The organism is Roseomonas sp. GC11, from assembly GCF_024437745.1.
GTDB lineage: Bacteria > Pseudomonadota > Alphaproteobacteria > Acetobacterales > Acetobacteraceae > Pseudoroseomonas.
On the sequence record NZ_JANFNY010000032.1, the window covers coordinates 1 to 13,624 of the forward strand.

Annotated in this window: 11 protein-coding genes and 1 pseudogene; 9 read left to right on the plus strand and 3 right to left on the minus strand. The window is 72.8% G+C overall.

Annotation, left to right across the window (positions count from 1 at the left end; translation table 11 throughout):
• From NON00_RS11775 to NON00_RS11815, 9 genes are all read left to right on the plus strand, one after another.
• Nucleotides 1-461, plus strand: a 461-nt coding sequence (locus tag NON00_RS11775; protein WP_305123315.1) for a nucleotide-binding domain containing protein, incomplete at its 5' end; no start/stop codon positions are given.
• Between the two features lie 2 nt (nucleotides 462-463).
• Complete coding sequence (gene pdxA / locus NON00_RS11780) at nucleotides 464-1,474, plus strand: 4-hydroxythreonine-4-phosphate dehydrogenase PdxA (protein WP_256021062.1); 1,011 nt, start codon at nucleotides 464-466, stop codon at nucleotides 1,472-1,474.
• A gap of 75 nt (nucleotides 1,475-1,549) precedes the next feature.
• The gene (locus NON00_RS11785) at nucleotides 1,550-2,320 is read left to right on the plus strand and encodes a DeoR/GlpR family DNA-binding transcription regulator (protein ID WP_256021065.1); all 771 of its coding nucleotides are present in this window, start codon (nucleotides 1,550-1,552) and stop codon (nucleotides 2,318-2,320) included.
• 252 nt (nucleotides 2,321-2,572) lie between these two features.
• Nucleotides 2,573-4,153, plus strand: a complete 1,581-nt coding sequence (nikA, locus tag NON00_RS11790) for a nickel ABC transporter substrate-binding protein (RefSeq protein WP_256021066.1) — start codon at nucleotides 2,573-2,575, stop codon at nucleotides 4,151-4,153.
• Between the two features lie 7 nt (nucleotides 4,154-4,160).
• On the plus strand, nucleotides 4,161-5,099 hold the full coding sequence (locus NON00_RS11795) for an ABC transporter permease subunit (RefSeq protein ID WP_256021067.1): 939 nt from the start codon (nucleotides 4,161-4,163) through the stop codon (nucleotides 5,097-5,099).
• Complete coding sequence (nikC, locus tag NON00_RS11800; protein WP_256021068.1) at nucleotides 5,096-5,938, plus strand: nickel ABC transporter permease subunit NikC; 843 nt, start codon at nucleotides 5,096-5,098, stop codon at nucleotides 5,936-5,938. The genes NON00_RS11795 and nikC overlap by 4 nt, the downstream gene beginning before the upstream one ends.
• Nucleotides 5,935-6,750 carry an ATP-binding cassette domain-containing protein gene (locus NON00_RS11805; protein ID WP_256021069.1) on the plus strand — a complete coding sequence of 272 codons (816 nt, stop codon included), beginning with the start codon at nucleotides 5,935-5,937 and terminating at the stop codon, nucleotides 6,748-6,750. Before nikC ends, NON00_RS11805 begins: the two co-directional genes overlap by 4 nt.
• Entirely contained in the window at nucleotides 6,747-7,592 is an 846-nt protein-coding gene (locus NON00_RS11810) for an ABC transporter ATP-binding protein (RefSeq protein WP_256021072.1), read from the plus strand. Before NON00_RS11805 ends, NON00_RS11810 begins: the two co-directional genes overlap by 4 nt.
• A 77-nt stretch (nucleotides 7,593-7,669) precedes the next feature.
• Nucleotides 7,670-8,743 carry a lytic transglycosylase domain-containing protein gene (locus NON00_RS11815; protein WP_256021147.1) on the plus strand — a complete coding sequence of 358 codons (1,074 nt, stop codon included), beginning with the start codon at nucleotides 7,670-7,672 and terminating at the stop codon, nucleotides 8,741-8,743.
• A 195-nt stretch (nucleotides 8,744-8,938) separates the two neighbouring features.
• Here the strand turns inward: NON00_RS11815 and NON00_RS11820 are convergent.
• The 3 genes and pseudogenes from NON00_RS11820 to NON00_RS11830 all read right to left on the minus strand — a co-directional run.
• A pseudogene (locus tag NON00_RS11820) lies at nucleotides 8,939-10,897 on the minus strand (putative bifunctional diguanylate cyclase/phosphodiesterase); the annotation flags it as partial.
• Between the two features lie 249 nt (nucleotides 10,898-11,146).
• Nucleotides 11,147-12,103 carry an ABC transporter permease gene (locus NON00_RS11825; RefSeq protein ID WP_256021074.1) on the minus strand — a complete coding sequence of 319 codons (957 nt, stop codon included), beginning with the start codon at nucleotides 12,101-12,103 and terminating at the stop codon, nucleotides 11,147-11,149.
• Nucleotides 12,100-13,620, minus strand: coding sequence for a sugar ABC transporter ATP-binding protein (locus tag NON00_RS11830; protein ID WP_256021077.1), 1,521 nt, complete (start codon nucleotides 13,618-13,620; stop codon nucleotides 12,100-12,102). Before NON00_RS11830 ends, NON00_RS11825 begins: the two co-directional genes overlap by 4 nt.
• Between the last annotated feature and the right edge of the window lie 4 nt (nucleotides 13,621-13,624).

Below are 13,624 nucleotides of genomic sequence, written 5' to 3' on the forward strand. Positions count from 1 at the left end.
CCGCCGCCCGGCTGGAGCAGGCCGGCGCCGCGCGCGTCTTCCGCATCCCCCCCGCCATGCTGCGCGAGGATGACGCGGAATGCCGCGCGCGCGTGACGCGGGAGATCACCCTCTCGCTGCGCGCCGGCACGGACACGCTGGTGATGATCGCCGACGAGGCGGCGCCCAACCTGCGCCAGGGCGCGGCGCTGGCCCAGGGGCTGGCCGCGCTGCTGGCCCCCGCCGCCGGCGCCGCGGCCGGGCTTTTCGCCACCGGCGGCGAGACGGCGCGCGCCCTGCTCGCGCGCCTCGGCATCCCCGGCATCGCCATGCGCTGCGAGATCGAGCCGGGCGTGCCGCTCGGCATCACGCGCGGCCCCCTGGCCATCCCGATCGTGACCAAGGCCGGCGCCTTTGGCCATGACGGAACCATCGAGAATGCGAGGCTGCGCCTGCGCGGCCTGTTGAACGGGAAGGACTGACGATGACGGCTCACGAGACGCGCCCGATCATTGCCATCACCATGGGCGACGCCTCCGGCATCGGCCCCGAGATCATCCTGAAGGCGCTGGCGCGGCCGGATGTCTATGCGCTCTGCCGCCCGCTGGTGGTGGGCGATGCCGCGCGGCTGCGCGAGGTCGGCCGGCGCATCGGCAACCCGCTGGCGGTCCAGGCGGTGCAGGACCCGGCCGGGGCCGGCTTCACCTGCGGCACCGCCGATGTGGTCGATCTCGGCCTGATCCCGGAGGGGCACCCCTTCGGCAAGGTGCTGCCGCTCTCGGGCGAGGCCGCCTATCGCTACATCGAGCGCGCCACGCGCCTCGTCGAGGCCGGGCAGGCGGATGCCATCTGCACCGCGCCGCTGTCGAAGGAGGCGCTGCACGCCGCCGGCCACAAATATCCCGGCCATACCGAACTGCTGGCGCACCTGACCGGCACGCCCGAGGTGTCGATGATGCTGGTGGCGCCGAAGCTGCGCGTCATCCACGTCACCACCCATATCGGCCTGATGGACGCGGTGCGGAAGATCGAGCCGGGCCTCGTCTACCGCGTCATCGAGCGCGGCCGCGCCACGCTGGTCAAGGCCGGCATCGCGGAGCCGCGCATCGGCGTCTGCGGCATCAACCCGCATGCGGGCGAGAACGGCCTCTTCGGCCAGGGCGAGGAGGAGGAGAAGATCATCCCCGCCGTGCAGAAATGCCAGGCGCTGGGCTGGAAGGTGGATGGCCCGCTGCCGGCGGACACGCTGTTCTTCCGCGCCGCGCGCGGTGATTTCGACTTGGTGGTGGCCATGTATCACGACCAGGGCCATGGCCCGGTGAAGGTGCTGGGGCTGGAAGCGGGGGTGAACATCACCATCGGCCTGCCCGTCGTGCGCACCTCGGTGGATCACGGCACCGCCTTCGACATCGCCGGCCAGGGTATCGCCGATGAGGGCAGCCTGATCGAGGCGCTGAAGCAGGCGGCCGACCTCGCGCCGCGCCGCGCCGCGTAAAGGCCGGCTCCCGCCCCACCTCCCCCGCCCCACCCCCGCTTGGGTCCGCGCCGCCCGTCAGGCTAGAACCGCGCCATGCGAATCCGACGTTCCCGGCGAGACGAGATCCTCCAGGCCATCGCCGCGGGGGAGGTGGATGTGGGCGGGCTGGCGGCGCGCTTCGGTGTCTCCGCCTCCACCATCCGGCGCGACCTGCGCGACCTGTCGCAGCAGCAGCCCATCGCCCGCACCTATGGCGGGGCGGTGCTGCTGGGCGGCGGGGCGGAGCAGAGCCTGCGCGTGCGCGCCGGCCAGAACCGCGCCGCCAAGGAAGCCATCGCCCAGGCCGCCCTCGGCCTGATCCGGGAGGGTGAGACGCTGATCCTCGATGGCGGCTCGACGGTCGAGGCGCTGGGGCGGCGGCTGGCGGGGCGGCGGCTGCGCGTCATCACCAACAACCTGCCGCTGCTGCCGGTGCTGGCGAATATGCCGGGGATCGAGCTGATCGCCCTCGGCGGCACGGTGCGGCCGATCAGCATGGGCACCACCGGCCCGCTGGCCGAGGCCATGCTGCGCCACCTGACGGCGGACCGGCTGTTCACCAGCGCCGACGGCCTCGCCCCGGATCGCGGGCTCTGCGAGGCGACGCTGGAACAGATCTCGCTCAAGGCGCTGATGATGCGGCAGGCGCGCGAGGTCTTCGTGCTGGCCGATGCCTCGAAGCTGGACCGGGCGGAACAACCCTTCTGGGCACCGCTGCCGCCGGGCGCCACGCTGGTGACGGACGCGCCCGCCGCCGCCTGCGCGGCTTATGCGCGCGGCGGCCTCGGCCTGCGCATCGCGCCGCCCCTGCCCGCAGAATCCTGAACGGTGGGCTTGAGGGGGCTTTGCCCCCTCAAACTCCCCCAGCAGGGGACGGGGTCCCCTGCACCCACCATCAGAAAGGGTTTCCAAAGGCCTCAGGCCTTTGGTGGGGAGAGTTTGAGAGGGGCGAAGCCCCTCTCAAGAACAGGCGCCGCCTTTTCAGCACACGGCCCCTGAAGCCCCCTGGACACTCCGCCACACAGAGCAGTATGAAGTTTTTACCTATTCTTCATACATCGCGCGTGAGGCCGGCCGATGCTGCGTCGCTCCCTGCTGCGGGGTCTTCCCGGCCTTGGCGCCCTCCCCGGACTGCGGGCGGGGCGCGCCGCCGCCGCGCCTGCCCCTGCCATGGGGCCGCTGCGCTTCTCCTGGCCGACCAATGCCGGGCCGCTGCATCCGCATCTCTACGCGCCCAACCAGATGTATGCCCAGGCCATGCTCTACGAGCCGCTGGTCCGCTACGTGGAAGGCGGCGGCGTGGCCCCGGCCCTGGCCACCGCCTGGCGGGCAGAGGAAGGCGGGCGGGCCTATGTCTTCTCCCTCCGCCCCGGCGTGCGCTTCAGCGATGGCACGCCCTTCGACGCCGCGGCGGTGGTCGCCAATCTCCGCGCCCTGCTGGAGAACCGCGCCCGCCACGCCTGGCTGGAACTGGTCGCGCAGATCGCCGGGGTGGAGGCGCTGGATGCCGGCACGGTGCGCCTCGCCCTGCATGGGCCCTACTACCCCACCCTGATGGAACTGGCGCTGATCCGCCCGCTGCGCTTCGCCTCCCCCGCCGCGCTGCGGCCGGATGGCACGCTGGCCGCCCCCATCGGCACCGGCCCCTGGGCACTGGCGGAAACCCGGCCCGGCCAGCACGACCTGTTCCGGCGGCGGGAGGATTACTGGGGCCCGCGCCCGGCGCTGCAAGCCGTCCAGGTCAAGGTGCTGGCCGATGCCAATACCCGCGCCCTGGCCCTGGAATCCGGCGAGATCGACCTCGCCTATGGCACCGACCAGCTCGATGCCGACAGCTTCCGCCGCTTCGCCGGCGACCGGCGCTTCACCACCGCCATCTCCCCGCCCCTGGCGACGCGGCTGATGGCCATGAACTCCGCCCGCTTCCCCACCGACGACCTCGCCGTGCGGCAGGCCATCGCCCAGGGCATCGACCGCGCCGCCCTGGTCCGCCATGTGCTGCTCGACACCGAGCCGGCGGCGGAAACCCTCTTCGCCGAGAACTTTCCCTATACCCGCCTCGGCCTGCGCGCCCCGGCGCATGACCGCGCGGCGGCGGCGGCGCGGCTGGAACAGGCCGGCTGGCACCTGCCTCCCGGCGGGCGGGTGCGGCAGAAGGAGGGGCGGGAACTGGCCCTCGATCTCTGCTTCGTCGGCAGCGACGCGCTGCAGAAATCCCTGGCCGAGGCGGTGCAGGGCGACCTCGCCCGCCTCGGCATCGCCGCCCGGCTGCGCGGGGAGGACAGCGCCAGCTATCTCGGACGCCAGAAATCCGGCGAATTCGGCCTGATCTTCACCGATAGCTGGGGCGCGCCCTATGACCCGCATGCCTTCCTCGGCTCCATGCGCCAGCCCGCCCATGCCGACTACCAGGCCCAGCGCGGCCTGCCGATGAAGGCGGAGATCGACCGCCGCATCGGCGCCGTGCTGGTCAGCACGGAGGAGGCGGCGCGAGCGGAGGAATATCGCTGGCTGCTCACCACCCTGCATGAACAGGCGGTGTATTTCCCCATCTCCTTCCTCACCAACAAGCTGGTCTACCGGGCGGGGCTCGGCACCGTGCCCTTTGGCGGCACGCGCTACGAAATTCCCTTCGACCAGATCCTGCCGCGCGGCTGAGGGGGCGATGACCGGGTTCGCGCTGCGCCGCCTGCTCTCCCTGCCGCCGCTGCTGCTGGCCGTCTCCTTCGGCTTCTTCGCCATGCTGCGCCTCGGCCGCGGCGATCCGGCGCTGGACTATCTGCGCCTCGCCCAGATCCCGCCCACCGATGCCGCCCTGGCCCTGGCGCGGCTGGAACTCGGGCTGGACCGGCCGCTGCTCGCGCAATACGGCGCCTGGCTGGCCGGGCTGGCGCGGGGCGATCTCGGCACCTCCTGGTTCACCCGCCGCCCGGTGCTGGAGGAGATCGCCGAATTCCTCCCCGCCACGCTGCAACTGGCCGGCACGGCGATGCTGGTGACGCTGCTGCTCGGCCTGCCGCTCGGCTTCTGGGCGGCGCTGCGGCGCGACCGCTGGCCGGACCACGCGACGCGGCTGATCGCCTTCCTCGGCGTCTCCCTGCCGAATTTCTGGCTGGCCTTCCTGCTGGTGCTGCTCTTCGCCGTCACCCTGGGCTGGCTGCCGGCCATGGGGCGGGAGGGCCCGGCCAGCCTCATCCTCCCCGCCCTGGCCACCGCCACCATGTCCGCCTGCGTCATGCTGCGGCTGGTGCGCGCCTCGGTGCTGGGCGCGCTGGGGGAGCCGCATCTGCGCTTCGCCGCCGCGCGCGGCCTGCCGCGCCGGGTGCTGCTCGCCCGCCATGTCGGGCTGAACGCGCTGCTGCCGCCGCTCACCGCCATGGGGCTGCACCTGGGCGAGCTGATCGGCGGCGCCATGGTGGTGGAAACCGTCTTCGGCTGGCCCGGCCTCGGGCGCTGGGCGCTGCTCGCCATCGGCAACCGCGACTATCCGGTGCTGCAGGGCTTCGTGCTGGTGCTGACGCTGGTCTTCGTGCTGGGCAATCTGCTGGTCGATCTCGCCTATGCCTGGCTCGACCCGCGCCTGCGGCTGGAGCACGCGGCATGAGGCGCCCGCGCCTTCCCGCCCTGCTGATACGGGCGCCCAAGATGGGGGCGCTGCTGCTGGTCGGCCTGCTGCTGGGGGCGGCGCTGCTCGCCCCCTGGATCGCCCCGCACGACCCGGCGGCCACCGACCTCGCCCGCCGCCTGCTGCCGCCCTCGGCGGAGCACTGGCTGGGCACCGACCATCTGGGGCGGGACCTGCTCTCGCGCCTGCTCTGGGGGGCGCGCGCCTCCTTCGGCGCGGTGGCCGCCATCCTGGCCCTGGTGCTGGCGCTGGGCTGCGGCCTCGGCATGCTGGCCGGCATGGCCGGCGGCTGGGTGGATGCGCTGCTGATGCGCCTCTGCGATGCCTTCATGACCGTGCCCACCCTGGTGCTGGCGCTGTTCATGATCGGCGCCCTCGGCACGGGGCTGCCCAATGTGGTGGTGGCCATCGCCCTCTCGCACTGGGCCTGGTATGCGCGGCTGGTGCGCGGCCTCACCCTCTCCCTGCGCCAGCGCGAGCATGTGCTGGCGGCGCGGCTCGCGGGGCTGTCGCGCCTGGCCATCCTGCGGCGGCATGTGGCGCCGGTGCTGGCCGGGCAGCTCGCCGTGCTGGCCAGCCTCGACCTCGGCCACTGGATGCTGCATGTGGCGGGGCTGTCCTTCCTCGGCCTGGGGCTGGCGCCGCCGGCGGCGGAATGGGGCATCATGATCAACGATGCCCGCCCCTTCTTCCGCGTGGCGCCGCTGCTGGTGGTGCTGCCCGGCGCGGCCATCCTGCTCACCGTCCTGGCCTTCAACCTGCTGGGCGACGCGCTGCGCGACCGGCTGGACCCCGCCCTGCGGGAGCACACCCATTGAACGCCGCCTTGAAGGCCGGCCCCGGAACGACAACCGGAACCCTGGCGCTGGAAGGGCTGTGCCTCCAGGCGGGGGAGAAGCGGCTGGTGGAGGATGTCTCCCTCACCCTGCGGCGGGGGGAGGTGCTGGCCCTGGTCGGCACCAGCGGCGGCGGCAAGAGCCTGACCACCCTGGCCCTGCTGGGCCTGCTGCCACCCGGGGTGCGGCAGGTGGCGGGGCTGCTGCGGCAGGATGGCGTGGCGCTGGACGCAGCGGGGCAGGCCGCGCTGCGCGGGCGGCGCATCGGCTTCGTGCAGCAGGCGCCGCGCGGCGGCTTCAACCCGCTGGTGACCATCGGCCGCCATTTCAGCGAGACCCTGGCCTGTGACGGGCTGCGCGGCCCCGCCGCCCGCGCCCGCGCCGCCGCCCTGCTGCAGGAGGCCGGCTTCCCCGAGCCCGCCCGCCTGCTGCCCCTCTACCCCTCGCAGCTCAGCGGCGGCATGCTGCAACGGGCGATGATCGCGCTGGCCCTGGCCCGCCAGCCCGATTTCCTGCTGGCCGACGAGCCGACCACCGATCTCGACCTCGTCGTGCAGGCGCAGATCCTCGACCTGCTGGACGGGCTGGTGGCGCGGCGCGGCATCGGCCTGCTGCTGGTGACGCATGACCTCTCCGTGGTGGCGCGGCTGGCGCGGCGGGTGGCGGTGATGCAGGCGGGGCGCATCGTCGAGGAACAGCCGGTGGACGCCTTCTTCGCAGCACCCCGCCACCCGCACAGCCGCGCCCTGCTGGCCGCCCATTTCGCCCTCTATGGCGAAGCGCTGCCGGCATGACCCCGCTGCTCGAACTGCGCGGCGTGCATCATGGCTACCGCCAGGGCGGGCTGTTCTCCCGCCGCCGGCAACCGGTGCTGGAGGAGGCCGGCCTCACCATCGGCCCCGGCGAATGCGTGGCGCTGCTCGGCCCCACCGGCTCCGGCAAGAGCACGCTGGGCCGGCTGATGCTGGGCCTGGAAGCGCCGGAGGCCGGAAGAATCCTGTTCGAGGGCCAGCCGCTGCGCGATGCGCGCGGGCGGGTGGCGCCCGCCACGCGCCGCGCCATCCAGGCCGTTTTCCAGGACCCTTTCGGCGCCACCAGCCCGCGCCTCTCCGCCTTCGCCGTGGTGGCGGAGCCGCTGCTGGCCGAGCGTCTGCCCGCCGCCGAACTGCGCGCCCGCGTCGCCGGGCTGATGCTGCGCGTCGGGCTGGAGCCGGGGCTGATGGACCGCCTCGCCCACCGGCTGAGCGGCGGGCAGTTGCAGCGCCTCTGCATCGCCCGCGCCCTCGCCCCCGGCCCGCGCCTCGTGCTGCTGGACGAGGCGGTGAACAGCCTGGACCTGGAAACCCAGGGCCGCATCCTCGCCCTGCTGGCCGATCTGCGGCGGCAGGCGGGGGTGGCCTATCTCTTCATCACCCACGACCTGCGGCTGGTGCGCGGCTTCGCCGACCGCTGCTACGTCATGCAGGAGCGGCGCCCGGTGGAGGTGGCGGACCCCTTTGGCCCCGGGCCGCAGCCCCCCGCTTTGGCGGCGCTGCGGGCGGCCATCCTGCCCGCCCGCCCGCGCAGCCGGGGGCCCCTGGCGCACGAAACCCTGACCACGGGCGCCGCCCCCCGCCAGCCGATCCAGCAGTTTTGACCACGAAAAGGCGCTTTTCCAGCCGCTTCGCCAGGGCTGCTGTTGCGCCATCTCAGGCAAGCTGGCACCTCTCTCCCATGCTTCACCGTCGCCTCCTCCTCCTCAGCGGCGCGGGCGCGCTGCTCACCGGCTGCGCCGGCTCCGACAGCGGCAGCCCCAGCCTGGGCAGCCCTAGCCTGGGCAGCCAGGCCCTCGCCGCCCCCGCCGCGCCGGCCCCCGCGCCCCCCCCGGGCGCCGCGCCGGTGGTGATCGATCAGGCGCAGTTCGATGCCTTCCTGGCCGGCTTCCGCGCCGATGCCGCCCGCGCCGGCATCTCCCAGGCCATGCTGCAACGCGCGCTCGGCCGCATCCGCCCCCTGCCCCGCGTGCTGGAACTCGACCGCAAGCAGCCCGAGGGCGTGCTGAGCTGGGAGCAGTACCGCGACCGCATCGTCTCCCCCACCCGCATCCAGGCCGGGCGCCGCGCCTATGCCGCCAGCCGCCCCCTGTTGCAGGAGATCGAGGCGCGCTACCGCGTCTCCGCCCGCGTGGTGGTGGCCATCTGGGGCATGGAAACCAATTTCGGCGCCAATACCGGCGGCTTCAACGTCGTCGAGGCCCTGGCCACCCTGGCCTGGGAAGGCCGCCGCGCCAGCTTCTTCCGCGGCGAGCTGATGGCGGCGCTGCGCATCCTCGATGCCGGCCATGTGGCGCCGGAGCACATGCAGGGCTCCTGGGCCGGCGCCATGGGCCAGCCGCAATTCATGCCGAGCAGCTTCGAGCGCTTCGCCGTGGATTTCGACGGCGACGGCCACCGCGACATCTGGGACAGCCGCGCCGACGCCCTCGCCTCCATCGCCAACTACCTGGCCCGCAACGGCTGGCAGGCGGGCCAGGGCTGGAGCCTGGAAGCCCGCCCCCCCGCCGGCTTCGACATCGCGCGCGCCGATACGGAAACCCGCCGCCCCCTCGCGGACTGGAGCCGCCTGGGCTGGCGCCGCGCCGATGGCGCGCCCCTGCCCGCCACGGCGCAGGAAGCCAGCCTGGCCGTGCCGGCGCGCAGCGGCGGGCAGGTCTTCCTCGGCCTGCCCAACCTGCGGGTGATCCGGCGCTACAATTCGCCGATCAACTACGCGCTCGCCATCGGGCTGCTGGCGGACGGGCTGGCCTGAACAGCCTCTTGAGAGGGGCTTCGCCCCTCTCAAACGCGCCCCACCAAAGGCCTGAGGCCTTTGGAAACCCTTTCTGAAGGTGGGTGCAGGGGGCCCTGCCCCCTGCCCAAGGGAAAGAAAGGGGGTCGAGGGGGCAAAGCCCCCCCAACGCGCCAGCAGCGGCTCCACCGCCTCACCGGGCACCGGGCGGCCGAACAGCCAGCCCTGCCCCTCATGGCAGCCAATGGCCCGCGCCATTTCCGCCTGCTCCTCCGTCTCCACCCCCTCGGCCAGCACCCGCATCCCCAGCTCGCGGCCCAGCGTGGCGACGGCGCGGAGGATCGGCGCCCCCTCGGCATCGGCCAGGAAGGCGCGGTCCAGCTTCAGGCAATGGGTGCGGAAGCGGCGCAGCGAGGCCAGCGAGGAATAGCCGGTCCCGAAATCATCGATGGCCAGCGAGCAGCCCAGCGCCTGCAGGGCCTGCACCACGCGGCTGGCGGCCTCCATATCCTCGGCCAGCAGGCTCTCGGTCAGCTCCAGTTCCAGCAGACCGGGCGGCAGGGCATGGTGGCGCAGCAGCGCGGCCACCCCCTCCACGAAGCCCGGCGCGGCGAACTGCGCCACGGAGACATTCACCGCCACCCGCACCGGCCGCCCCGCCCGCCGCCAGGACGCCGCCTGCGCCACCGCCGTCTCCAGCACCGCGCCGCCCAGCGGGATGATCAGCCCCGTCGCCTCCGCCACGGGGATGAACACCCCCGGCGGCACCATCCCGCGCTCCGGATGCTGCCAGCGCGCCAGCGCCTCCAGCCCGACAATGCGCCCATCCTCCAGCGAAACCTGCGGCTGGTAATGCAGCACGATCTCACCGCGGGCGACCGCCCGGCGCAGCCCCGCCTCGATCTCCGCCCGCTCCCGCGCCTGCCGGTCCAGCCCGGCCGAGAAGAACCGCACCGGGCTGCCGCCCTTGCGCGCCTCGCGCATCGCCAGCGTCGCGGCATGCAGCAGGGTGGCGGCGTCCCGCCCATCCTCCGGCGCCAGGGCGAGGCCGATACAGGCCTCCAGCGGCACGGAAAGCCCATCCACCCGCAGCGGCGCGCGCAGCGCCGCGCCCAGCCGCCGCGCCAGCGCCGCGAGGTCGCCCCGCCCCTGCACCACGGCGAATTCATCACCGCCGATGCGCGCCAGCTGCTCCCCCGCCTCCAGCGCCTCCGACAGCCGCGCCGCGGCGGCCTGCAGCAGCCGGTCCCCCACCGGGTGGCCCAGCGCGTCATTGATCGTGCCAAAGCGCGTGAGGTCGAGCACGGCCACCGCCGCCGCCCCCTCCCGCGCCAGCGCCGCCTCCAGCCACTCCGCGCAGCGCACCCGGTTGGGCAGGCCGGTCAGCGGGTCGTGCCGTGTCAGGTGCAGCAGGCGCTGCTCCGCCTCGTGCTGCGCCGTCACATCCTCCTGCACGGCGATGTAATGGGTGGGGCGGCTGCCCTCCCCCATCACCGGCGCGATGGTCTGCCGCGCGTGATACAGGCCGCTATCCTTGCGCCGGTTGACGAACAGCGCCGAGAAGACGTGCCCCTGGCTGAGCGTGCCCCACATCTCGCGGTAGAAGCCGCGATCCTGCACGCCGGATTTCAGCATGGCCGGGGTGCGGCCCACCACCTCCGCGCTGCTATAGCCGGTGAGGCGGGTGAAGGCCTGGTTCACCCACTCGATCCGCCCGCGCTCATCGGTGATGGTCACGGCATTGGCCGCATGGTCCAGCGCCGTCTCGCAGAGCACCAGGTGGCGCTCCCGCTCCAGCTCGGCGGTGATGTCGCGCAGCTGGAGCAGCAGAAGCGGCCCGCCCGCCGCCTCAGGCAGCAGGGAGGCGGTGATCTCCGCCCAGAGCGGCCGGCCATCGCGGTGCCGGAAGGCGCGGCGCGCCCGCCCGCCCCCGCCGGCCTGCAGGTCGCGCAGCCATGGCTCGGTGCCGGGCTGGGCGGCGAGCGCATGGAGGCTGGCGTGGAGAGTGTCCGGCACCGCATCGCCCGGCCCATGGCCGAGCCACTGGCGGAAGGCCCTGTTCGCCCAGCGCAGCGCACCGGCCGGGCTGGCCAGCAGCGTCGGCACGGGGGACTGGCGGAACGCCTGCGAGAGGCAATGCCAGGAAGGAGACTCGCCTTCAGCCGGCCCGGTCATGGCAACGGGCCTTGCAGGAAGGCGACGCCGCCTGACACCCCGTCAGGCGGTATCAGAATAAACATAAGCGTCTCATGACATAGCCGGGCGCCAGGAGCCAGGGGAAAGCAGGCAGCCCGAAAACCCGGCCCGTCATGCCCGGTATGAACCGGGGGAACAAGAAGGTTCTTTTTTGGAAAAAAGAACCAAAAAACTTTTTCCGTCCAGCGTCCCGCCGTGACAGGAGACGGCGGCAGCCTGACAAAAAAATCAGGCGGTGGCCAGGGCGGCGCGGCGGCGGCCAAGCTGCTGGTCCGCCAGGACACCCATCAGGATCACGCTCCCCATCACCGCGAAGTTCAGGGAGGAGGGGATACCCAGGATGTTCACGAGGTTCTGCAGGATCTGCAGCAGCACCGTGCCCAGCACGATGCCCAGCACGCTCCCCTCGCCCCCGCGCAGCGAACAGCCGCCCAGCACGGCGGCGGCGATGGCATAAAGCTCGTAGAAATTGCCGAAGGAGGAGGGGGAGACGGAACTGGTGTAGAAGACCAGCAGCACCGTCGAGAGACCGGCCAGCAGGCCGCCCAGCAGATAGGCGCCCACCACCACCGCGCGGGTGTCGATGCCGGAATGGCGCGCGGCTTCCTCGTTGCGGCCCACGGCGTAGAGGTAGCGGCCGAAGACGGAGCGGTGCAGCAGCACCCCCACCACCAGCGCCACCACCACCAGCGCCAGGAAGGGATGCGGAATGCCAAAGCTGCGGCCGGAGGCCAGCCAGGTCAGCGTATCCAGGTCCCCGGCATAGCCGAAGCCCATCGTGCCATCCTGCGTGTAGTAGCGCGCCGCGCCGCGATAGATCAGCAGCCCGCACAGCGTCACCACGAAAGGCTGCATGCCGAGCCGCGTCACCAGCACCCCGTGCAGCGCGCCGAGCAGCAGCCCCGCCACCAGCACGATCAGCACGGCATAGGGCCAGAACACCTCGTAATTCACCAGCAGGTCGACAAAGACCACGCCGAGCAGCGCGAACATCGCGCCCACGGACAGATCGATGCCGCCGGTGATGATGATCAGCCCCTGGCCGATGCTGAAAATGCCGAAGAGGCCGATCAGGTTGGCCATGTTCAGCAGGTTCACGGTGGAGAGGAAAAGCGGGTTGAGCAGCGCCGTGATGGCGCCGATCACCACCAGCAGCAGGCCGAGGCCGAGATCCTTGCGCGTCATGCCCCCGCCTCCTCCGTCTGGCCGATGGCCAGCCGCAGCACCGCCTGCTCGCTGAACAGGTCGCGGTTCAGGATGCCGCTGATGCGGCCCTCATGCATCACGGCGATCCGGTCGGAGACGCCGATCACCTCTTCCATGTCGCTGGAGATCATCAGGATGGCCACCCCCTCATCGGCCAGCGCGCGCATCAGCGCGTAGATCTCGCCCTTGGCGCCGGCATCGATGCCGCGCGTGGGCTCGTCGAACAGGATCACCCGCGGCGCCATGCTCAGCCACTTGGCCAGCACGACCTTCTGCTGGTTGCCGCCCGAGAGCGTGCCGGCGGCAACCCCCACATGCGGCGCCTTCAGCCGCAGCGCCCGCGCCTGACGCTCCGCCACCTCCCGCTCCGCCTGGCGGTCGAGCAGGAAGAAACGCGCGAAGCGCCGCAGCGAGGCGAGGCTGACATTCTCGGCGATCGGCAGCGACAGGATCAGCCCCGCCGCCTTGCGGTCCTCCGGTGCCAGATAGATGCCGGCGGCCACCGCATCGCGCGGCGAGGCGAGGCGCAGCGGCCGGCCATCCAGCATCACCCGCCCGGCGCGCGCCGGGTCCAGCCCGAACAGCGTGCGCGCGAGCGAGGTGCGCCCCGCCCCCACCAGCCCGGCCAGCCCCAGGATCTCCCCGGCGCGGATGTCGAGATCGGCGGTGGCCCGGGGGAAGGCGGTGGTGACCAGCCCCTCCGCCCGCAGCCCGCCCGGCCCGGGCGGGCGCGCGGGCGGGGTATAGAGCGCGCGCAGCTCGCGCCCGATCATCAGCCGGATCATCGTGGCATGGCCGATCTCGTGCCGCGCCAGCGTGCCGGCCATCCTGCCATCGCGCAGGCAGACGACGCGGTCGGCGCAGTCGACGATCTCGGCCAGCCGGTGGGTGATGTAGATGATGGCGGTGCCCGCCGCGCGCAGCTCCTGCACCACCGAGAGCAGCCGCGCCGTCTCGGCCAGCGTCAGCGACGAGGTCGGCTCGTCGAAGATGATGATGCGCGCCTCGGCGGCCAGCGCCTTGGCGATCTCGACGAGCTGGCGCTGCGCGATGGACAGCGCGGCCACCGGCGTGTCCGGCGTGAAATCGGCGCCGAGCCGCGCCAGCAGCGGCGCCACCCGCGCCCGCGCCGCCGCCCGGTCCACCAGCCGCAGCGGCCCGCCGCGCAGCGGCTCGCGGCCGAACAGCACATTGGCCGCGACGTCGAGATTGTCGAACAGGTTCAGTTCCTGGTGCACGAAGGCGATGCCGGCGCCCTGCGCATCCGCGACGGTGAGGCGGGACCATTCCCGCCCCCCCACCCGGATGCGCCCGGCGCTGGGGGCGACGACGCCACCCAGCACCTTCATCAGCGTGGACTTGCCGGCGCCGTTCTCGCCGATCAGTCCGAGCACTTCCCCCGGCATGAGGTGCAGGCTGACATCATTCAGCGCCCGCACGCCGGGGTAGCTCTTGCTGATGCCCTCGAGCGACAGGATGGGTGCCGCCCCGGTCATGGCG